Origin of the sequence: Glaciihabitans sp. UYNi722, from assembly GCF_040549465.1 — a bacterium.
GTDB lineage: Bacteria > Actinomycetota > Actinomycetes > Actinomycetales > Microbacteriaceae > Lacisediminihabitans.
Genome location: NZ_JBEPTL010000008.1, coordinates 20995 through 39429, shown reverse-complemented (window position 1 = coordinate 39429; position 18435 = coordinate 20995). Strand labels below are relative to the sequence as shown.

Annotated in this window: 22 protein-coding genes and 1 tRNA gene; 15 read left to right on the top strand and 8 right to left on the bottom strand. The window is 63.3% G+C overall.

What is annotated here, in order from left to right; all coding sequences use genetic code 11:
* Nucleotides 1-198: 198 nt before the first annotated feature.
* The 3 genes from ABIB56_RS07705 to ABIB56_RS07695 form a co-directional block, all read right to left on the bottom strand.
* Nucleotides 199-495 carry a putative quinol monooxygenase gene (locus tag ABIB56_RS07705; protein ID WP_354568556.1) on the bottom strand — a complete coding sequence of 99 codons (297 nt, stop codon included), beginning with the start codon at nt 493-495 and terminating at the stop codon, nt 199-201.
* A gap of 123 nt (nt 496-618) precedes the next feature.
* A complete protein-coding gene (locus ABIB56_RS07700) occupies nt 619-1578 on the bottom strand; it encodes an NAD-dependent epimerase/dehydratase family protein (protein ID WP_354568555.1) in 960 nt (319 codons plus the stop codon).
* Nucleotides 1575-1892, bottom strand: coding sequence for a DUF7882 family protein (locus ABIB56_RS07695; RefSeq protein WP_354568554.1), 318 nt, complete (start codon nt 1890-1892; stop codon nt 1575-1577). Before ABIB56_RS07695 ends, ABIB56_RS07700 begins: the two co-directional genes overlap by 4 nt.
* Nucleotides 1893-2076: 184 nt before the next feature.
* Between ABIB56_RS07695 and ABIB56_RS07690 the strand changes: the two genes are divergently transcribed.
* The 4 genes from ABIB56_RS07690 (at nt 2077) to ABIB56_RS07675 (ending at nt 3483) form a co-directional block, all read left to right on the top strand.
* Complete coding sequence (locus tag ABIB56_RS07690; RefSeq protein ID WP_354568553.1) at nt 2077-2367, top strand: hypothetical protein; 291 nt, start codon at nt 2077-2079, stop codon at nt 2365-2367.
* On the top strand, nt 2346-2666 hold the full coding sequence (locus tag ABIB56_RS07685; protein ID WP_354568552.1) for a hypothetical protein: 321 nt from the start codon (nt 2346-2348) through the stop codon (nt 2664-2666). The genes ABIB56_RS07690 and ABIB56_RS07685 overlap by 22 nt, the downstream gene beginning before the upstream one ends.
* Before the next feature lie 75 nt (nt 2667-2741).
* A complete protein-coding gene (locus ABIB56_RS07680) occupies nt 2742-2870 on the top strand; it encodes a hypothetical protein (RefSeq protein WP_354568551.1) in 129 nt (42 codons plus the stop codon).
* Nucleotides 2871-3048: 178 nt separating this feature from the next.
* Entirely contained in the window at nt 3049-3483 is a 435-nt protein-coding gene (locus tag ABIB56_RS07675; protein ID WP_354568550.1) for a VOC family protein, read from the top strand.
* 12 nt (nt 3484-3495) lie between these two features.
* Here the strand turns inward: ABIB56_RS07675 and ABIB56_RS07670 are convergent, their stop codons facing one another.
* A complete protein-coding gene (locus tag ABIB56_RS07670; RefSeq protein ID WP_354568549.1) occupies nt 3496-4086 on the bottom strand; it encodes a GNAT family N-acetyltransferase in 591 nt (196 codons plus the stop codon).
* Between the two features lie 146 nt (nt 4087-4232).
* Between ABIB56_RS07670 and ABIB56_RS07665 the strand changes: the two genes are divergently transcribed.
* The 3 genes from ABIB56_RS07665 to ABIB56_RS07655 are packed head-to-tail and all read left to right on the top strand — an operon-like array spanning nt 4233 to nt 7114.
* Nucleotides 4233-5291: a LolA family protein gene (locus ABIB56_RS07665; protein WP_354568548.1), complete on the top strand. Its 1059-nt coding sequence runs from the start codon at nt 4233-4235 to the stop codon at nt 5289-5291.
* A gap of 13 nt (nt 5292-5304) precedes the next feature.
* A complete protein-coding gene (locus ABIB56_RS07660; RefSeq protein WP_354568546.1) occupies nt 5305-6258 on the top strand; it encodes an ABC transporter ATP-binding protein in 954 nt (317 codons plus the stop codon).
* On the top strand, nt 6248-7114 hold the full coding sequence (locus ABIB56_RS07655) for an ABC transporter permease (RefSeq protein WP_354568545.1): 867 nt from the start codon (nt 6248-6250) through the stop codon (nt 7112-7114). Before ABIB56_RS07660 ends, ABIB56_RS07655 begins: the two co-directional genes overlap by 11 nt.
* Nucleotides 7115-7120: 6 nt before the next feature.
* On the opposite strand, the gene ABIB56_RS07650 is transcribed toward ABIB56_RS07655, so the two are convergent.
* On the bottom strand, nt 7121-7759 hold the full coding sequence (locus ABIB56_RS07650; protein ID WP_354568544.1) for an MBL fold metallo-hydrolase: 639 nt from the start codon (nt 7757-7759) through the stop codon (nt 7121-7123).
* A 71-nt stretch (nt 7760-7830) separates the two neighbouring features.
* Between ABIB56_RS07650 and ABIB56_RS07645 the strand changes: the two genes are divergently transcribed.
* The 4 genes from ABIB56_RS07645 to ABIB56_RS07630 all read left to right on the top strand — a co-directional run bounded on the left by ABIB56_RS07645 (nt 7831) and on the right by ABIB56_RS07630 (nt 11363).
* Nucleotides 7831-8118 (top strand): metal-sensitive transcriptional regulator, encoded by a 288-nt coding sequence (locus ABIB56_RS07645; protein WP_354568543.1) that lies wholly within the window; start codon nt 7831-7833, stop codon nt 8116-8118.
* On the top strand, nt 8115-10268 hold the full coding sequence (locus tag ABIB56_RS07640; RefSeq protein WP_354568541.1) for a copper-translocating P-type ATPase: 2154 nt from the start codon (nt 8115-8117) through the stop codon (nt 10266-10268). Before ABIB56_RS07645 ends, ABIB56_RS07640 begins: the two co-directional genes overlap by 4 nt.
* Before the next feature lie 40 nt (nt 10269-10308).
* Nucleotides 10309-11223, top strand: a complete 915-nt coding sequence (locus ABIB56_RS07635; RefSeq protein ID WP_354568540.1) for a YegS/Rv2252/BmrU family lipid kinase — start codon at nt 10309-10311, stop codon at nt 11221-11223.
* Between the two features lie 64 nt (nt 11224-11287).
* A tRNA-Glu gene (locus ABIB56_RS07630) sits at nt 11288-11363 on the top strand.
* 325 nt (nt 11364-11688) lie between these two features.
* Here ABIB56_RS07630 and ABIB56_RS07625 read toward each other — a convergent pair.
* Nucleotides 11689-12051 (bottom strand): tyrosine-type recombinase/integrase, encoded by a 363-nt coding sequence (locus tag ABIB56_RS07625; protein ID WP_354568677.1) that lies wholly within the window; start codon nt 12049-12051, stop codon nt 11689-11691.
* A gap of 468 nt (nt 12052-12519) precedes the next feature.
* Between ABIB56_RS07625 and ABIB56_RS07620 the strand changes: the two genes are divergently transcribed.
* From ABIB56_RS07620 to ABIB56_RS07610, 3 genes are read left to right on the top strand one after another with little or no spacing between them, the layout of a single operon-like run.
* Nucleotides 12520-13137: a flavin reductase family protein gene (locus tag ABIB56_RS07620; protein WP_354568539.1), complete on the top strand. Its 618-nt coding sequence runs from the start codon at nt 12520-12522 to the stop codon at nt 13135-13137.
* Complete coding sequence (locus ABIB56_RS07615) at nt 13134-13949, top strand: alpha/beta hydrolase (RefSeq protein ID WP_354568538.1); 816 nt, start codon at nt 13134-13136, stop codon at nt 13947-13949. The genes ABIB56_RS07620 and ABIB56_RS07615 overlap by 4 nt, the downstream gene beginning before the upstream one ends.
* Nucleotides 13946-15448 carry an FAD-dependent oxidoreductase gene (locus ABIB56_RS07610; protein ID WP_354568537.1) on the top strand — a complete coding sequence of 501 codons (1503 nt, stop codon included), beginning with the start codon at nt 13946-13948 and terminating at the stop codon, nt 15446-15448. Before ABIB56_RS07615 ends, ABIB56_RS07610 begins: the two co-directional genes overlap by 4 nt.
* Nucleotides 15449-15740: 292 nt before the next feature.
* Here the strand turns inward: ABIB56_RS07610 and ABIB56_RS07605 are convergent, their stop codons facing one another.
* Nucleotides 15741-16499 carry an SDR family NAD(P)-dependent oxidoreductase gene (locus ABIB56_RS07605; RefSeq protein ID WP_354568536.1) on the bottom strand — a complete coding sequence of 253 codons (759 nt, stop codon included), beginning with the start codon at nt 16497-16499 and terminating at the stop codon, nt 15741-15743.
* Nucleotides 16500-16532: 33 nt separating this feature from the next.
* A complete protein-coding gene (locus ABIB56_RS07600; RefSeq protein WP_354568535.1) occupies nt 16533-17684 on the bottom strand; it encodes an acyl-CoA dehydrogenase family protein in 1152 nt (383 codons plus the stop codon).
* 119 nt (nt 17685-17803) lie between these two features.
* Between ABIB56_RS07600 and ABIB56_RS07595 the strand changes: the two genes are divergently transcribed.
* Nucleotides 17804-18409 (top strand): VOC family protein, encoded by a 606-nt coding sequence (locus tag ABIB56_RS07595; protein WP_354568534.1) that lies wholly within the window; start codon nt 17804-17806, stop codon nt 18407-18409.
* Nucleotides 18410-18435 lie beyond the last annotated feature (26 nt).

Sequence of the window (18435 nt, the reverse complement as noted above, 5' to 3'; positions counted from 1 at the left end):
GTGAGCCTGCGTGAGGCTTACCGGACTCGAGCAAGGATGGGAACGGGAACATTCGTGTCGACGTTGCTCACCAGACCTCGGGGAGGAAGATGTCCTCGGGAATCACCTCATGCTGCTCGAGGCGGCGGCGGCGGTCTCCCGCGAGCTCGGCGTCTCAGACGCCTCCACACGCTGAGGCAAGCCTTCCTCGTCAGCCGCCTACTTGACGGAGAGAATGTCGATAGGACGGATGTCGGGATCTTTCGCGAGCAACTCGGGTGTGACCTGGCCGAGTGCTTTCGGAATTTCACCGTTGATGTGGGCCTGGCGGGCATCCTCGGTCTCGAAAGTGTCGAAGATGCCGTAGCTGGTATCGCTCAATTTGAAGGCGTACCAGGTGACGGTTCCCTCCTCGGCGACAGCGAGAGCCCTGCCAGCTGCCAGGAAGGCGGCGAGTTCCTCGCCTTTGCCGGGCTTGGCCTCGAGAAGGGCGAGTAGTCCGAGTTTGACGGTCATGATGGTTCTCCATTCGTGTGGGTGTTGCAAATGATTGATCTTGCGGTGCATCTCTTATGGTTTGGCTTCGGGCAGTCCGCCCCGCAGCGCGACGATGATCACCCGGCCCCTGAAGCCGGAATATCACGCCAGCGTGAGCTGTCCATCCTGTCGCAGCCACTCCACAGCTTCGGCGACGGCCTCAAGCGACGTGTAGCGCGGTGAATAGCCGAGCAGCCGACGAGCCTTATCGATACTCGCCGACGGGCTGCGCGAGATGTGGTCCAGGGTGGCTGCGGCTGACTCGGCGGATGTCTGGTCTCGGAACTCGTCGAAAGGCACGAACCGCAGAGCGGCTTCCCGTCCGAACCAGCCCGCGACACCCTCCGCGAAACCGCGGAGGGTGAGCGCGCGGTCGGAGACCACGTGGAAGCTGTTTCCGACGGCTTCGCTCTGTCGCTCGATCGCCAGCTGGAAGGCCTGGGCCACGTCGTCGGCATGTACGTGGTGCACTGTCTCCAACCCGAAGTTGGGCAACACCACCTCCCGACCCGTGGCCAGTTTTTCCCAGACGTCGAGGTCGAGGTTGCCCGCCGGGTTGATCACCTTCCAGCCAGGGCCGCTGATGTGACCGGGATGCAGCACCACCGAACGCAGGCCACCGGCACGCCGGGACTCGTGCAGCAGCAATTCTTCGATCTCCGCCTTGCCGACGCCATACTCACCCCACGGCCGGCGGGCCGCATCCTCGGTGGTGGGCACTTCGGTCGCGGTGCCGTGCACCCAGATCGTGCCGCAGCTCACCAGCAGCTCCACGCGTCCACGCAGCGCCTCAACGAGTTGCTCCGCCGCCGACCGGGTAAAGCAGACGAGGTCGACGACCGCATCGGCGTTCAGGTCTGCGATGCGCGCCGCGAAGGTGCCTGCGGCATCCTCTGCGCTGCGATCCGCGGTGATGCGTTCGACGCTGTTCCAGGCTGGGTGTGGGCGGTAGGGCGCTCGCAGGCCGCGACTGATCGCCACCACCTCATGACCTGCCGCCACCAGCCGGGGAACCAGGTATCCGCCGATGTGTCCGGTGGCACCGATGACGACGATTTTCATGTGTGTTTCTCCTGGCCGAGAGGGTGAGAGCGGATAATCATGCGACCGCGATCGCTCGCCTGCCCGAGCAGATCATCCAGCGACTTCCTGTCGATCTTCGGATGCGCGGCAGAGCCGTAACGGAAGACGAACGGCATCGCGTCGTCGACCCAGATCACGTCTCGTCTGCCGCCTCTGCCCGCGTCGTGCACGAACTCGATCCAGAAACTCTCGCTACGCCGCAGTTTGCTGGCGATCACGGCCTGGATGTGTGCAAGGGTGCGGTCGTCGAGATCGATGTGTTCCGCCGAGATGCCATAAACCAGGTGACCCATGAACCCTCAATCGACAGTGCGGGCTGAATGTGCGCCGACGAATGTGCCTACGCCGGGACTTCTCATTGTGCCCCTCGACCATGATCGTTGTCGAACGATAGGCGCATCCACGCTAGCGGTTAAAGTCAATCCCTTGTCTAGAGCTTTCCTGCGGGGTTTTACTTACTGCATAGGGGAGAAGCAGATGAAAAGGGCCACTCGCACCCGCCAGCCAGCTGATGCCATCGAGATCGTCGCACTGTCGAATGGCGAATGGCGCGTCTGTGATTCACGCCTGCCCAACGACGACGCGCGGCGGGTGCTCGGTTTCATCGAGTCGAAGAACGGCGCCTATGAGGTGTTTCAGCTCGGGCGGGCTTTCGAATGGTTCGTGTTCGACTCCCTGGCTGAAGCGACGGCCCATTTCACCGGAGTATCGGCGAAGCAGGTCCGCCCCGAAGAGCACGTGCTGTCATGGACCAGGTCCGCGCGATGAGTCGGCGTCGGACGATGTACACGCGAACGGTCCGCCATGGTGGTCGCAACTACGCGGCAACAGAGGCGATGGCGGAGATCTTCGCCAGGCGGGCCTCGGAGGTAGTCGCGAGAGGCGCGACGGAACTGGTACCGCTCCTGCATAAGAACGGCGTCGACCTGCTGCTTGTCGGCCCCACGACACTCATCTCGATCGTCGAGATCGTCGGCGATAGAACAACAGTCGAACGCAGCGACTCCACGTCGGTGCGTCTCCTCGGCCGACGCCAGTCTGCCCCAGAGGCCAGATCGGCTTCCTGAGTCTGGTGGCGCGTGACTGTACGAAGCCGTCGAGGCGGACTAACGTTCGCAGCATCATTGAACAGAGGGGCAGATATGGCCGACAACGACCCGGTCAAGGCGGCGAAGAAGATTCTGAAGAAGGAACAGAAGACGATCGCGAAATCCCAGAAAACCCATGAGAAGCTGGAAGAGGCGAGGGCGGAGAAGTCGGGCGACAAGTGATTCAGCGCGGCGACGAGGACGAAGCCGTGCGGAGTGGCCAGGTCATCCATTGGTTCGGCTCCGAGGGCCAAGGCGACATCCGATTCCGGAGGCTCCTCACGAATCAGAATGGTGGAAGTCATGACCATCGATTCTAGGGACGCTTGATCGTGCCGGGTGCCGCTGCCAGACTTCGCGAATGGATCCTCGCCTTCACTTTATTACCTTCGCTACCACCGACCTGGATGCCGCGCGCTCCTTCTACCGGGACGGCTTCGGTTGGCAACCTCTCCTCGATGTACCGGGAGAGATCGTCTTCTTCCAGGTGGGACCGGGACTCGTTCTCGGGCTCTTCGATGCAGAGAAGTTCCGCGAGGACCTCGGCGTGGCGTCGGCCGAGGCGATTTCCGGGATCACGCTGTCTCACAATGTCGACGGTCCGGCCGCCGTCGATGAAGCCATCGCGGCGGCGATCACTGCCGGGGCGACGATCGTCAAGGAGCCGCAGGCGGCTGCTTTTGGCGGGTACCACGGTCATTTCCGCGACCCCAACGGCATCATCTGGGAGATCGCGCACAACCCGGGCTGGCGCGTCGACGAAATCGGGACCGTGAGCCTCGGCGAACTGCCTTAGCCGAACAACGAACTAGTCCAGGACCATCCTGACCACGGCTCTGCCGTGCAAGGGTCGAGACACGATCTCGAAGCCCGCATTCTGGAAGAGCGAGAGAGGGCCGTGATACAGGTCCGCCGAACTGGCCTTCCTCTCGGCGGTGTCGATTGGGTAGCCCTCGATCACCCGAGCTCCAAGACGCCTGGCCTGCGCGATGGCCGCATTCAGGAGTTCGACGCTCACTCCACGCCGACGGTAACCCGTGCGCACGACGAAGCAGCTGACCGCCCAGACCGTGCCGTCCTCTGGCGACTCCTGGCTGCCGCCGGTCACCACCTTCGAACGCAGGATGCGTGGATACTTCGAACGAGGCTCGACCGCACACCACCCGACCGGCTTGCCATCGAGATAGGCGATCACTCCCGGCGGAACATCCTGGTCTTTCACCTGGTTGCAGAGGAGCGCCTCCAGGTGTTGCGCTGGGCTGCCACTGAACTCGGCACTGCCGATCTTGAAGAACTGGCACCAGCACCCGGCAGGGTCACCGCGCGTTCCGAAGACAGCGCGGACATCAGCCCACGGCACATCGGAGACGGAGCGAGTGGTGATGGACTCGGTGGCCATGGCACGAAGATACCCGTGATGACCGACGAAATCAGCCCTTCGCGGTCACCCGGTGATCCGGTGTCAGAAAGTCCAGCAAACTGTGAGCATCGAGGCGTAGCGTCACACCATCGCGTTCCTCGTCGCGATGCTGGAGGCCAATAATCATGAATCGTTCCGTAGTCCGCTGGGTGCCAGCCGTCGTTGCAGCTGTGGCCATCGCATCCGTCGCGATCGCCGTACCCGTGGCCGCAAATGCCGCAGCCAACCTGCCGACCAAGACTCCGCAGCAGGTGCTCGAACTGGTCGGCCAGAGTTCCGTCAAGGACTTCTCCGGTACCCTCGAACAGTCGTCGAAGCTCGGCCTCCCCGAACTGCCGTCGACCGGGGCCGGATCGAGTTCCTCCGCCTCGTCCGCACTCAGTGTGCTCGTCGGCTCGTACACCGCTCGGGTGTATGTCGACGGCGCGACGAAGACGCGATTCCAGATCATGGACAAGCTTGCTGAGCGCGACGTTATCAAGAACGGCAGCGATGTCTGGCTTTACGACTCCAGCGCCAAGACGGCCACCCACGCGACGCTCCCGGCACACCAGGGATCGAAGCCCGGCGCCGCAACCCCCGGCACCGAACAGACTCCTGGTGAGTTGGCGAAGCGCTTCCTCGCCGCCGTCGATTCGTCCACCACAGTCAGCGTCGGCCCCGATGCCAGGATCGCTGGCCGCACCGCGTATGACCTCGTGCTCAAGCCGCGTGCATCCGACACCCTCATCTCGTCGGTGTCGATCGCCGTCGACTCGCAGACCGGTCTTCCTTTGAGCATCGACCTGTTCGCCCGTGGACAGAAGGATGCCGCGTTCAGCCTCGCCTTTTCCGCGCTGACCCTTCAGGCGCCATCCGCCAATCTCTTCGACTTCACGCCACCGAAGGGCGTCACGGTGAAACAGCAGGCTGTTCCGCAGCAGAGTGAGCTGAAGAAGCCGACGGGTTCCGCCCCGCAGCACGGCGTGGTCGGTACGGGATGGGACGCTGTGCTCGCGGTGCCCGCATCCACCGAGATCACCAAGCTCACGAGTTCATCGATGTTCGCCCAGCTCACTACGGCCACCGCCGGTGGTCGCCTGCTGCACACCGCGCTGGTGAACGTCTACTTCGCGAGTGACGGACGGGTGTTCGCAGGATCGGTTCCCGCCGCTCGACTCGAAGCCGTCGCAGCGGCCAAGTAGACACCGACGAACTGTGACCGATGATGCCGCGTCGGCCATCGAGACGCGTGGGCTGACCAAGCGTTTCGGCAGCCATGCGGCGGTGGAAGATATCGACATCACGGTGCCGAGGGGCTCCGTATTCGGATTCCTCGGCCCGAACGGTTCTGGCAAGACCACCACGATCCGCATGATGCTGGGACTCGCCACTCCCACCAGCGGCACGATCCGCCTGCTTGGCCGTGACATGCCGGGGGAGTTGCGCGCTGTCCTGCCACGAGTGGGTGCGCTCGTGGAGGGACCGGGTTTCTATCCCTACCTGTCCGGGGAGGCGAACCTGCGGAGGCTCGACACCGCTGACCGGTACGCGCCATCCGCCACCCGCGGTGCGAGGGTCGAGCGGGCGCTCGAGCGCGTCGGGCTCACCCACGCCGCCCGCAAGAAGGTGCACGCCTATTCGCTGGGCATGAAGCAGCGTCTCGGCATTGCCAACGCCCTGCTCACGCCGCGCGAACTTCTGGCGCTCGATGAGCCGACCAACGGACTCGACCCGCAGGGCACGCGCGAGGTGCGCAACCTCATTCGCTCACTGGCCGCCGAGGGCACGACGATCTTCGTCTCCAGCCACCTGCTGGCGGAGATCGAGCAGGTCTGCACGCACGCCGCCGTCATGAGCGCGGGACGACTGGTCGCGCAGGGCACCCTCAACGAACTGCGCGAGGTCGGCTTGCCGGAACTGCGACTGCTCACCCCGGATGCCGGCCTCGCCGTCGGTGTGCTGTCAGGTCTCGGGTTGTCGGCGCAGCAGGCGGCGGATGACTCCACCCTCGTCACCGCGACCCTCCATGATCACTCGGCAGAACCCGACACCATCGTCGCGGCGCTCGTCGGCGGAGGCGTACGCGTGCGTGGCTTCTCGGTGCAGCAGCCGAGCCTCGAGGATCGTTTCGTGCAGCTCACCGGGGACGGATTCGACGTTGTCCAGTAGCGCGACGCCCGAGGAGACGAACGCCGTGCGAAGCCGCCCGTCGCTCGGATGGGCGCTGCTCGGCTCGGAGATCTCGGTACTCTTCCGTCGGCGGCGCACCTGGGCGATGCTCGCAGTGCTCGCCCTCGTGCCGATCCTGATCGCGGTCGCCGTGCGGTTGTCGCGGTCACCGAGTGGCGGGCGCGGTCCGGCATTTCTCGACCAGGTCACTCAGAACGGACTCTTCGTCGGAGTGGTAGGCGTGCTCATCTCGATCCCGCTCTTCCTCCCGCTGACCGTGGGCGTCGTCGCGGGAGATGCGATCGCGGGCGAAGCCAGCGCCGGCACGCTGCGCTACCTGCTGATTGGCCCAGCAGGGCGAGTGCGCCTGCTCGTGGTCAAGTACCTGGCCTCGGCGGTGTTCTGTCTCGCGTCGACGCTTACGGTCGTCGTCGCCGGCACCCTGATCGGCGTGGCCCTCTTCCCTGTCGGCCCGACCACACTGCTCTCGGGTGATGTCATCGCGGTGCCGGAATCGCTGGTGCGATCACTCCTTGTCGCGGTCTACGTCACGATCTCGCTGCTCGGCCTGTCGGCGATCGGGCTGTTCATCTCCACCCTCACCGACGTGCCGGTGGGCGCGATGGCCGCCACCGTCGTGCTCTCGATCGTGTCGCAGGTGCTGGACTCGCTCCCGCAACTGGACTGGCTGCATCCGTGGCTGTTCACCCACTACTGGCTTGGCGTCGGCGACCTGCTGCGCCAACCGATCTCCTGGGACTCGTTCGGCAGCAACGCGATATTGCAGGCGGCCTACATTGTGCTGTTCGGTGCGCTGGCCTACGGGCGGTTCAGCACGAAAGACGTGCTCTCCTGAAGCTGATCAGAGGTCGATCGAATTTCCGGGCTCCAGCGGGAAGAACTCTCCGCCGTTCTGCTCTGTGGCCCACTGGATGCGAGCGTTGCCCATCGACTTTCCCGCTGTCGACAGCACCATCTCGTGGGTGGGGAAGCTGCGTCGGGGCTTGACCTCGAGCACGTAATCGATCGCTTCGCCGATCTTCATCCACGGAGCCCCCACCGGCACGGCAAGGGTGTCGACAACCACGCCCTCCGGCACAGTGAAGGAATCGCCGGGGTAGTAAAGGGTGTCGTTGATGAGCACGCCAACGTTATCGACGACGGGGATCGAGCCGTGGATGACGGCGTGCTTCTCGCCGAAGAATCGCAGGTCGAACGGCTCGACCTGCGTGCTGTCCCCGCCGTTCACCACGGTGATGTCATAGGACGGAGCGGCGGCGGCGACGCCTGCCGGGGCGAAGATCACGGCATCCGGATTGCGGTCGAGGATGCGGTCGAGCTGGTCGTCTGTCCAGTGGTCGGCATGCTCGTGGGTGATTACGATCGCGACCACGTTGCTGAGGCCAACGAGCGCCGTGGTGAAGGATCCGGGATCGATTACGAGGGTCTTGCCGGAGGCTTCGATAATGAGGCAGGCGTGCTCTTGTTTGGTTACTCGCATGCGATGAGCTTACTCCGCGGCGGATGTCGAGCCGACTGGTGATCAATACCCCTAGGGGGTATTACGGTTGCATGATCGAAGACCTGAAAAAGCGTGCCATGCATCGCAGTCGCATCCTGGAGGGCCAGATGCGCGGACTGCAGAAGATGATCGACAACGAGGACTACTGCATGGACATCATCACGCAGTCGCTCGCCATCCAGAAGTCGCTCGGCAGCCTCAACAAGCTGCTCGTGGAGAACCATCTGCGCACGCACGTCACCGACATGTTCGCGGCGGGCGGCGACCAGAAAGACCTGGCAGTCGCCGAACTTCTCAAGGTGTTCGAACTCAGCAACAACCGTGGAGGCAAGTCATGACCGACCACACGCACCTGTATCCTGCGGGCTCCGAAAACGCAGGAGATCATGCTGAAACGGATGCCTCGCGCACTGTCTCGACGGCGTCCAAGCACGATTCTCCTGCGTTTTCGGCGGAGCATTCGCACGAGATGCACGACCACGACGAGCGCGCGGGCCACGACCACGGCGGCCACGACCACTCCGGTCATGAGGGCCACGACCCGGCGATCTTCAAGCGCAAGTTCTGGCTGAGCCTGGCGCTCACCATCCCGACCCTGGTCTTCTCCACCGGTCTGCAGGACATCCTGGGCCTCACCGGCCCGCGCTTCGCCGGCAGCCAGTTCATTCCGGCTGTCTTCGGTATCGTGCTCTTCCTCTACGGTGGTCTCGTCTTCATCCGCGGTGGTGTGATGGAGTTGCGGTCCCGCCAGCCGGGCATGATGACCCTCATCTCGCTCGGTATCGTGGTTGCCCTCGGCTATAGCCTCGCCGTGACGCCCGGTCTCGACGGCATGGACTTCTGGTGGGAGCTCGCCACCCTCATCACGATCATGCTGCTCGGTCACTGGATCGAGATGTCGGCCGTCATGGGAGCGCAGAACGCGCTCGGCGAGCTGGCCAGGCTGCTCCCGGATGAGGCGGATGTCGTCCACGGCGACCAGGCGCTGACAATCCCCGTCGCCGACCTCTCCCTTGACGACCTCGTGCTGGTGCGCCCCGGGGCAGCGATCCCCGCGGACGGCGAGATTACGGATGGCGAGTCAGAGGTGAACGAGTCGCTGCTGACGGGGGAGTCGCGCCCGGTTGGCAAGACCGTTGGCGCGGAGGTGATCGCCGGCAGCATCAACGGCGGCGGCGCGCTCACCGTGCGGGTCACCAGGCTCGGCGGTGATACTGCGCTCGCCGGAATCATGAAACTGGTCGCCGATGCTCAGGCCAGCAAGTCCGGTGCGCAGGTGCTTGCCGACCGGGCCGCCGCCCTCCTCTTCTATGTCGCCCTCGGGGCTGCCGTGATCACCATGGTGGTCTGGTTCCTGCTGAAGCCCGACGACCCGGGCTTCGTGCTCGAGCGTGTGGTCAGCGTGCTCGTGATCGCCTGCCCGCACGCGCTCGGGCTCGCCATCCCGCTGGTGTCGCTCATCGCGACCACGAAGGGGGCCCATGCCGGAATTCTGGTCAAGGACAAGCTCGCCCTCGAAGACGCGCGTCGCATCGATGTGGTGCTCTTCGACAAGACCGGAACCCTCACCGAGGGGCGTCAGGGCGTCGCCGAGATCGTGCCGGCCGACGGCGTGAGTATCGACGAGGTGCTGGGGCTCGCGGCATCCGTCGAGGCGAGGTCGGAGCATTCGATCGCCAGGGCCATCGTCGACCGTGCCGACGAATTGACTGTGACGCCAGCGAGCGGATTCCAGTCGCTGGCCGGTCGCGGCGCGGAGGCGACGGTCGACGGCCGGGTCGTCACGGTCGCGAGCCAGCGCGTGGTAACCGAACGGGGAATCTCGCTGCCGGTGCAACTGGTGCACGCCAACCGTGAGCGGAGCGCCGAGGGCAAGACCGTCGTCTTCGTGCTGGCCGGCGGCGAGGTGCTCGGCCTGATCGCTCTCGCCGACGTGATCCGCCCCGAATCTCGCGGAGCCGTGGAGGCCCTCAGCAAGCGTGGGGTGCGCGTGGCCATGCTCACCGGTGATTCGCACGAGGTCGGCAACTGGGTCGCCGGCCAGTTGGGCATCGAGACCGTCTTCGCCGAGGTGCTCCCCGGCCAGAAGTCGGAGGTGGTGCGTGGCCTGCAGAAGGACGGCAGCCGCGTCGCGATGGTGGGCGACGGCGTCAACGACGCTCCCGCCCTCACCCAGGCGGATGTGGGCATCGCCATCGGCGCGGGATCGGATGTCGCGATCGAGTCGGCCGGCATCGTGCTGGCCTCCAGCGACCCTCGCGCCGTCGCACATGTTCTCACACTGAGCCGCGCCACCTACCGCAAAGAGTTGCAGAACCTGTGGTGGGCGGCCGGATACAACGTGCTCGGCATTCCTCTCGCGGCTGGCGTGCTCGTCGGTGTCGGTATCCTGATGCCCCCGGCGCTCGCGGCGGTGTTCATGTCTGTCTCCACCATCGTCGTGGCGCTCAATGCGCAACTGCTGCGTCGCGTGCGCCTTGCCGCCTGAGCGATCGTCGCGGTGAGCCCTGACCCGTCATAATGAGCGGATGACGACGAAGCCGAAGCGAATCATCGTCGCCATCAACCCCACAGCCTCGTTCGGCAAGGGAAGCACGGTGGGGCCTGCCGTCGTGCAGACTCTGCGGGCAGCGGGGCACGAGGTTACCGCGCTCACCGAACCGACCTACCAGGATCTCATCGACGCGGCGAGACGTGCACTGGCCACCAAGCCCGACGCGTTGGTGGTCGTCGGCGGCGACGGAATGGTCAACCTCGGCACCAACCTGGTGGCCGGCACGAAGGTGCCGCTCGGTATCGTGCCGTCGGGAACGGGCAACGATATGGCCCGCGCGCTCGGCATCCCGCATGACAACACCGAGGGTGCCATCCGTGCACTGCTCGAGGCTCTCACGCGGTCCGCTCGGGTCATCGATGCCGGCAGAGTCACCCGCTCCGACGGCGGTATGACCTGGTTCGCCTGCATGGTCTCCGCCGGCTTCGATGCCGTGGTCAACGAGCGCGCGAACCGTATGAGCTGGCCGAAAGGCCCCAGCCGCTACAACCTGGCGATGCTCATCGAACTGACGGTGCTGAGGCCCATCACCTACCGGCTGACACTCGACGGCGTCGAGTCGATGACGACGGGCGTGCTCATCTCGGTCGGCAACGGCGTCTCACTCGGGGGCGGCATGAAAGTCACACCTAACGCACTCCTCGACGACGGGATGCTGGACGTACTGGTCGTGCAGCGGCTCACCCGCGTGCGGTTTCTGCGCATCTTCCCGCGCGTCTTCAAGGGCACGCATCTCAGTGATCCGCGCGTCGCTGTGCACCGGGTTCGCCGAGTGACGATCGATGCGGATGACGTGGTCGCCTACGCGGACGGCGAGCGGGTTGGGCCTCTCCCGGTCGACATCGAGGTCGTTCCGGGTGCTCTTCGGGTTCTGGCACCGCTGCCCTGACAGCTGGGAGGCTACGTTTGGCTACCCTTGCTGCGGTGTGGCATACTCGATGAGTTGTCCATACGGCCCCATCGTATAGCGGCCTAGTACGCTGCCCTCTCACGGCGGTAACACCGGTTCGAATCCGGTTGGGGTCACCAAAACAAAACCCCCGGTCAGCCGGGGGTTTTGCGTTTCTACCGAACGGTGCCGTAAGGCCTGAAATCGGGTTTTGGCTACACAATGGCTACAAACGGTGCAGCCGAACTGCCGCCCGGACACCCGCCGCGGGTTTCTAGGACTCCTGAACCGTGCCCGATGATGCCCAGAGTGGAGACCCCTTGAGAGTCGCCCAGAGTGCAGAGGTTCAGAGACCGGGTCCGGGTGTGTTCATTTGCAAACTCGGCAGCGCGGGCAGATGGTCCCAGGAGGGGCTTCGCTGATCGGCGAGTACATCCGCGATGGAGGTCTGCATTGCGACGCGGTTCAGTGATTCCCCGACCGTGTCGAGGGCCACGTCGAACAGGTCCGCGTAGACGTCGAGGTCACCGCGGAGGAGGCGTGCCCGAGGATCCTCTGCACCGCTTTCGCGTGAGCGCCCGCCGAGACTGCGAGGCTTGCGGCGGTGTGCCGCAGCTCGTGAGGGGTGAGACCCTTGAGGGCGACTTCGGTCGCGGCTCGGTCGAACCAGCCGACGCGGAAAAGGTGGTTGCGCAGCCAGGTCTTGGTGCGGATGCCGTAGAACACCGGCGCGTCGGGCTGGCGGCCCGCGATCTGGCGGCCGAGTGGCTCGCAGAGGAACTGCGGGAACGGGACCGAACGCTGCTCGTAGTCCTTCGGCGGCTCGATGCGTTACGACACCACCACACAGCAGCAACTACGCGACAGCAGCAACAACTTCCTCGACGGCGCGTGACCGCAGTAACTTCGTGAATCAGCATCGTTCAACTGGCCACGTACCGGGGCGGTGTTGTTGCTGCCAGGTAGACAACGTGCTCGGCCTAGTCGTGCAGTGGAGAAATCGATCTCGAACATAAATGGTTCGATCAATCCGCCGATTCGGCGATTGGTGAGCCGGCTCCTCTGCATTTGGCACGGCTAAGTGGTGTGCGACTGGTCGCGAGCGAATTAACGGGCACTCTCCTCCCGCTATGCGCCAGTGGCACGGATTCACGGCCTCTTCGGTTTCGGCTGCTCGCCGAGGCGGCCTGAATCAATTTGAACGATATTCCACGAATATGTAGACAGAACCAAATATTCTGTCTACAGTTTGTAAATCGCCTCGAGCGATCACTGACCTCCAAAGAAGGAAGAATCATGGAGAGCTTCGGCAACAGGAGCACCAAGTCGCCCGAGACGCGGAACTTTGGGGTCCAGTCTGGTGACACCAGCTCCCTCATATCAGGTTTCACGCCCGCGAGCAGCGTCACCCCTGACGAGTTCAAGTCAGCGTTTCGCAACCACCCTGGGGGCGTAGCAGTCATCACCGCAGATGCAGGGCACGGGCCGGTGGGCCTCACCGCCACCTCGGTCATCTCGGTCAGCGCGGTGCCCCCACTATTGGTCTTCTCCGTATCCGACCTATCGTCGAGTACTCCGACAATCCTTGCCGCCGAAACCGTCGTCGTCCACCTTCTAAGCGCCGATCAAATTGACATCGCCAAGCTCTGCGCGACCAGCGGCATCGATCGTTTCTCGGACACGTCCCGGTGGACTCGTACCCCGACGGGTGAACCATACTTCCCCTCCGCCCCGGTCTGGATCCGGGGCAGGATCGTGAACCGGATGAACGCCGGAGCTTCAACAGTGATCGCCGTCGAAGCGCTTGAAGCCATCTCGCCAGACCAGAACAATCTCCAGCAAGAAATTGCCCCTCCTCTCGTTTACCACAATCGCACCTGGCACACTCTCGGCGAACATTCCAAGATCCAATGACCACAACTGCGGAATTTGTCATCCACGGCGACACGCACCTTGCCCTCGACGTGCACAGCGCCTCACCGGGGGCGCCAGTGGTCTTGTACCTGCACGGGGGAGCCTGGGTGGTCGGTTCACGCGCCGACCACCAAGAACGCCTTGCTGGCCTGGTGGCACAAGGGATCACCGTTGTCTCGGCCGACTACCGCCTAGTCTCCGAGACACCGTATCCGGGGCAGCGTGATGACATCGAGGCTGCTGTTGATTGGATTATTCGGGAGGGGCTCGCGCCCGATTCGCGACACATTGTCATCATGGGGGCCTCCGCGGGCGCGCATCTCGGGGCCCTCGTCTGCTTCACATCCGACTTCCAGTTCGCCGGCTTCGTCGGCCTGTTCGGCCGCTACGACCTCTCCTCGTCCGTCGACCATCTTCGGCCACCGGCCGGTCTAACGATTCCGGATGAGATTATCGCGAATGTCCTTCCCAAGGGGCTCGAGTCGCCACGAGCTCGCGCCGCAGCACTCGCAGGAGTGCCGCAGGAGCGACTCACCGAGGAGGCGTTGCTGGCATTGAGCCCGGTGAGTTACCTCGCGCCGACGACGCCGCCACTACTGCTTCTACACGGACTCTCCGATGCTCTCGCTCACCATGATCACGCGCAGACGTTCGCGGAACGAGCGAGGAACATCGGGATTCGCTGCGAGGTAGTCCTTATTCCCGAGGCCAACCATGAGGACCCACTCTTCGATGACCCGCGGTATCTCAGTCAAATCGCTCGCTTCGTCGAAAGAGTCACCTCCACCTCTGAAAGGGAGGAATCGAAATGAGTAAGGATGCGCAAGTTATCGTGGTCGGCGCCGGACCTGCCGGTCTGACGTTAGCGACGGAACTAGCGCTTGCTGGATGTGACGTTCTCGTCATTGAGCGACGTGAAGAGGGGGTGCAATCCCGAGCTGGAACTGTACTGCCGAGGGTATTGGAACTGCTCGACTACCGGGGGCTCGCCCAAAAATTCATTGCGCGTGCTCGCCAGATCCGTGACAACCCCCTCATTCCGTTCCATATCTGGGCGGGCCTACAGCCGATCCACTGGTCGAACCTGCGGTCAGCGTTCGGGTACCGGTTGGTACTTCAACAAAACGTCACCGAAGAACTTCTGATGGAGCGCGCACAGGGACTCGGCGCGCGCATCATTCGCGGCCGGACCGTGGTAGGCCTCGATCAAAATGCGAGCCAAGTCACCGTGAATGCGGAAACGCCCGACGGGGTACGGGAGAGTTACACCGCAGACTATGTCGTCGGAGCCGACGGCGGTCGCAGCGCGGTCCGCAAACTCGCGGAGATCCCCTTCCCCGGTCACGATGGCACCTTCACTGGAATCATCGCTGACGTTCCGGTCAATATGCACTGGGAACACGGGCGGGCGATGGTCGACAACGAGAAGGGCTGGGCAGCCTCATTCCCCTTCAGCGACGGTGGCGAGATCACACGATTCAACTTCGTACACGCCGACCGGCGATTCGCCGACAAGTCCGAGCCGGTGACAGCTGCCGAAGTTCGACAATGTCTAAAAGACATCTTTCAGTTGGACATCGAGTTCGACGAATTGGTGTGGGCGTCACGTTTCACCGATGCAATGCGGCTGGCCGATAGTCTGCGCTCGGGTCGCGTGTTCCTGGTGGGCGAGAGCGCCCGAATCCACTACCCAGCGTCGGGTGTAGGAATGAACTTCTGCATCCAGGATGCATTCAACCTCGGATGGAAACTCGCTCTCGTGGTTCAGGGGCGCGCAAGCGATCGCATCCTAGACAGCTACCAGTCAGAACGAATGCCCGTCGCGGTCGATCTTCTGGAAAGCGTCCGCGCGCAATGCGCGGTGCAGTTCGACTTCTCCTCTGAGGGCATTGCGTTCAAACGGATGTTTAGTCGTGAGATTCTGCCATTGCCCGAAGTCAACAGAGCCATCGGATTGCAACTCAATGGACTGACCAACCCTTACCCCGCGGCGTCAGGAAACCACCCACTGCTCGGGCGGCCGGTACCCGAAGCGACCCTGCAGACGCGTGACGGACTGGTGCGAATTGCCGAACTGCTCGCAAGCGGACGCTTCCTCCTTCTCGACATGACCGGGGACGAAGCGTTCTCTGAACTTGCGTCGGACGCAGTCGTCGTGACCTCGGGAGTCGTCAGTGGGGCACGCGCGGAATTTTCCGGGGTTCGCGCAATACTTGTGCGCCCCGACGGTTATGTCCACTGGGTGAGCACCGACGCCTCCTCCTCTATCGCCGAGGCGGAGGGAGCTATTCTCGACTGGCTTATCGCCTAGTCTCGCACCCCACAGCGTCTCATCCTCGGGCGAGCCCGGGCGAGCTCCAGTCAATCAAAATCGGGGACAAGGTTGTCGGTCTCGCCCTGGACACACCCGGTGTTCGCGTGGACTTCGTCTTGACCAGTGCACGCCAGATAGCGGGGGACAAGTTTAGCGGCGCCCACCTGCTGGAATCCCCGTCCAGCAGTTCGCACCCGTCGCACGAGCGCGAACCGGCACTCCGCATCGATCACAAGAGAGCGAAGTAAGAAAGAGGGGCGGCACAGATTGGCGTGGCCCCCTCACGAGGTCAGTGACGAACCTGGCCACCATCGACGACGATCGACTGGCCCGTAATCCAGGCGGCGTCGTCCGTTGCGAGAAACGAGATCGTACCCTCAATGTCCGACGGTACCGCGATCCGCTTGATGGCCTGCATCGACGCCACCTGATCAAGGACCGGGGTGCCTTCCCACTGCGCCGCGATTGAGGCTGTTTTGGTGAGGCCCGGCAGCACGGCGTTGACAGTCACCCCGTAAGGGCCAAGTTCGGTGGCGAGAGCCCGGGTGAAGCCCACCACACCTGCTTTGCTGGCAATGTAGTGCACGAAACCAGGCTGCACAAGGTCCACCGTCGTGGATGAAATGTTGATGATGCGGCCAAATTCCTTCGATTGCATGCCCGGCGCGAAAGCCTTGGATGCGATGAACATGCTGTCGAGGTTTATTGTCATCACCCGCCTCCACTCGTCAAAATCGAGTTCGTCCCAAGTGACATGGGGATGAACTCCCGCATTGTTGACGAGAATGTCGCACCGTCCAAACTCACTGTAGGTGAAGTCGCGAAGCGCGGTCATCGACTCAACCGACGTCACGTCTCCCGGGGCGTACACGGCAAGCCCGCCGGCCGCGGTAATTGTGTCAACAGTGGCCGCACCATCGCTGACGTCCGCAACGACGACTTGGGCGCCGTCGCGAGCTAAACGCTCCGCGTAGGCGCGCCCGAGTCCGGCGGCAGCCCCGGTGACTAGGGCAACACGACCTGCGTGCGCTCCGGGAAATCCCGACATGGTTTTACTCCTGTTCCTCGGTTGTGCGATGGCCTACTTGAGCGAGTGATGGACCCAGCGCTTACCCTCTGCGAGACCCGCGAGCTCCTGCCCAGCCGACTGCATAATGAGACGCGACGAAGAGATGTGCTGGGTTCCGCCGTGAGTGTCTCGGAAGAACCGCTGGATCGTCCCGCGCCGCAGTGCGGTGGTGCCGCTCGACGCGTACACGAAGGTGGCAATCTCCTGGGTTCGCCAGGTGGCGTTGTTCAGGGCGGCTCGTGTGAGGGTCTCGAGCCGCACCGGAATGGGATCTCCGGATTCCAGCACCTCTTCGATTTCACCCCAGGATTCATAGAGGAACGCCTTCGCGGCGCGCAGTTTGACCTCGGCGTTCCCGAAGTCTTCGATGAAGGCGTCGTTCGACGCCAGAGATCCGGGCTGGCCCGCCTTGGCGCGGATCGACGCCGCTAGTTCGTCGAGCAACCGGCGGCCGACTCCGAGCACCCAGCCTCCATGGTTAATTGTCGCGAAGTTGCCGACCCCAATGCGGTAGAGGTGACCGCCGGTGATCGGAGTCGTACTTGCCACCGAGAAACTGTAGTTAGAAGGGACGAAGATATCGCTGAGGGTGTAGTCGATACTCCCGGTTCCTCTCAGGCCCATCACGTCCCAGTTGTCGTCAAAGGTGACCTGGTCGACTGGGAGGACGAAGCCCCTGACCTCGCCTGTTTCAGTGTCCAGCGCTGTGGTGAGCAAATGCGTGGAGTGCTTGATTCCGGAAGCAAAACTCCACGCACCGCTAAGGAGATACCCGCCCTTGGTGGGTGCAGCTTTTCCGGGCCGGGTGCCCTGTCCCGCGACTGCGAGGCGAGGAGTCGCGAAGAGCTCGTCCGCGGTGTCGCGATCCAGAAACGCGCCAGGAAGCCCCGTACCGAACCCAATCGCAAATGATACCCAGCCGGCGGCAGCATCCGCGTAAGCGAGCGTACTGAAGAGATCCATCGCCTCGCGTGGCGTCAACTCGGAGCCCCCAAGGTCACGAGGAACGAATGCGCCGAATGCACCGATGTCGTGAAGTGCATCGACTACCGGGTCAGCCAGCCGTCCCTCGCGATCGTGCTGGTCGCCGTGAGTCGCGAGCAGCTCATAGAGGCCCTGTGCATCAGTGACGACCTTCGGGACGCTGAGGGTTCCTCTGGACATGTGAGTGACACTCCTTCGTGTAATGTTGCACTGTCCATCGAGTGTAGACAGACTTGCAAAATCTGTCTACAGTTTATTTGACCGCAAGACGCAGACCTACCTCCAACGAAGGAGACAACATGGCTAGCGACCGCCGACCTCGCCCCATCGTCCGCCCGAAGTTCCATCACACAACTTTTGCCACTCTCAAGCTCGATGAGATGGTGTCTTTCTACGAGAAGATCGCTGGGCTCGAGCCGGTGTATTACTCCGAGAACGGCGCATGGCTCACCAACGATGAAGCCAATCACCGCATCGCGCTCCTAGCGCTTCCCGGCCTCAAAGCGCCTAGCGACAAAGGCCATACCGCTGGCTTGCACCACACGGCGTTTGAATACGCAAACTTCGACCAGTGGCTCGACAACTACCTTCGTCTTAAGGATGAGGGCATCGTGCCCTTCCTGAACCTCGACCATGGCATGACGATGTCGATGTACTACCAGGATCCAGAAGGAAATGGGGTCGAGATCCAAGTCGACGCCTTTGGCGATTGGGCTGCAGGGCGCGAATGGATGTGGGCTTCCGACGAATTCGGCGCGAATCCGATCGGTGTGTACTTCGATCCAGACAAAATCGTTGCAGCACGCACCGCCGGTCTTGGGTTCTCCGAGATTCACAAGCGCACCCGCAACGCGGAGTACGAGCCCGCCGTCAAACCCGAGGTTTTCCTGCCCGAAATGTGGTGATCCGCATGGACTCGCCTATCGCTTAC

What these genes read in the sequence shown, in the direction of transcription:
- ABIB56_RS07705 (WP_354568556.1), bottom strand. Translation starts at nt 495, where the DNA reads ATGACCGTCAAACTCGGACTACTCGCCCTTCTCGAGGCCAAGCCCGGC.
- ABIB56_RS07700 (WP_354568555.1), bottom strand. Translation starts at nt 1,578, where the DNA reads ATGAAAATCGTCGTCATCGGTGCCACCGGACACATCGGCGGATACCTG.
- ABIB56_RS07695 (WP_354568554.1), bottom strand. Translation starts at nt 1,892, where the DNA reads ATGGGTCACCTGGTTTATGGCATCTCGGCGGAACACATCGATCTCGAC.
- ABIB56_RS07690 (WP_354568553.1), top strand. Translation starts at nt 2,077, where the DNA reads ATGAAAAGGGCCACTCGCACCCGCCAGCCAGCTGATGCCATCGAGATC.
- ABIB56_RS07685 (WP_354568552.1), top strand. Translation starts at nt 2,346, where the DNA reads ATGGACCAGGTCCGCGCGATGAGTCGGCGTCGGACGATGTACACGCGA.
- ABIB56_RS07680 (WP_354568551.1), top strand. Translation starts at nt 2,742, where the DNA reads ATGGCCGACAACGACCCGGTCAAGGCGGCGAAGAAGATTCTGAAGAAG.
- ABIB56_RS07675 (WP_354568550.1), top strand. Translation starts at nt 3,049, where the DNA reads ATGGATCCTCGCCTTCACTTTATTACCTTCGCTACCACCGACCTGGAT.
- ABIB56_RS07670 (WP_354568549.1), bottom strand. Translation starts at nt 4,086, where the DNA reads ATGGCCACCGAGTCCATCACCACTCGCTCCGTCTCCGATGTGCCGTGG.
- ABIB56_RS07665 (WP_354568548.1), top strand. Translation starts at nt 4,233, where the DNA reads ATGAATCGTTCCGTAGTCCGCTGGGTGCCAGCCGTCGTTGCAGCTGTG.
- ABIB56_RS07650 (WP_354568544.1), bottom strand. Translation starts at nt 7,759, where the DNA reads ATGCGAGTAACCAAACAAGAGCACGCCTGCCTCATTATCGAAGCCTCC.
- ABIB56_RS07645 (WP_354568543.1), top strand. Translation starts at nt 7,831, where the DNA reads ATGATCGAAGACCTGAAAAAGCGTGCCATGCATCGCAGTCGCATCCTG.
- ABIB56_RS07640 (WP_354568541.1), top strand. Translation starts at nt 8,115, where the DNA reads ATGACCGACCACACGCACCTGTATCCTGCGGGCTCCGAAAACGCAGGA.
- ABIB56_RS07635 (WP_354568540.1), top strand. Translation starts at nt 10,309, where the DNA reads ATGACGACGAAGCCGAAGCGAATCATCGTCGCCATCAACCCCACAGCC.
- ABIB56_RS07620 (WP_354568539.1), top strand. Translation starts at nt 12,520, where the DNA reads ATGGAGAGCTTCGGCAACAGGAGCACCAAGTCGCCCGAGACGCGGAAC.
- ABIB56_RS07615 (WP_354568538.1), top strand. Translation starts at nt 13,134, where the DNA reads ATGACCACAACTGCGGAATTTGTCATCCACGGCGACACGCACCTTGCC.
- ABIB56_RS07610 (WP_354568537.1), top strand. Translation starts at nt 13,946, where the DNA reads ATGAGTAAGGATGCGCAAGTTATCGTGGTCGGCGCCGGACCTGCCGGT.
- ABIB56_RS07605 (WP_354568536.1), bottom strand. Translation starts at nt 16,499, where the DNA reads ATGTCGGGATTTCCCGGAGCGCACGCAGGTCGTGTTGCCCTAGTCACC.
- ABIB56_RS07600 (WP_354568535.1), bottom strand. Translation starts at nt 17,684, where the DNA reads ATGTCCAGAGGAACCCTCAGCGTCCCGAAGGTCGTCACTGATGCACAG.
- ABIB56_RS07595 (WP_354568534.1), top strand. Translation starts at nt 17,804, where the DNA reads ATGGCTAGCGACCGCCGACCTCGCCCCATCGTCCGCCCGAAGTTCCAT.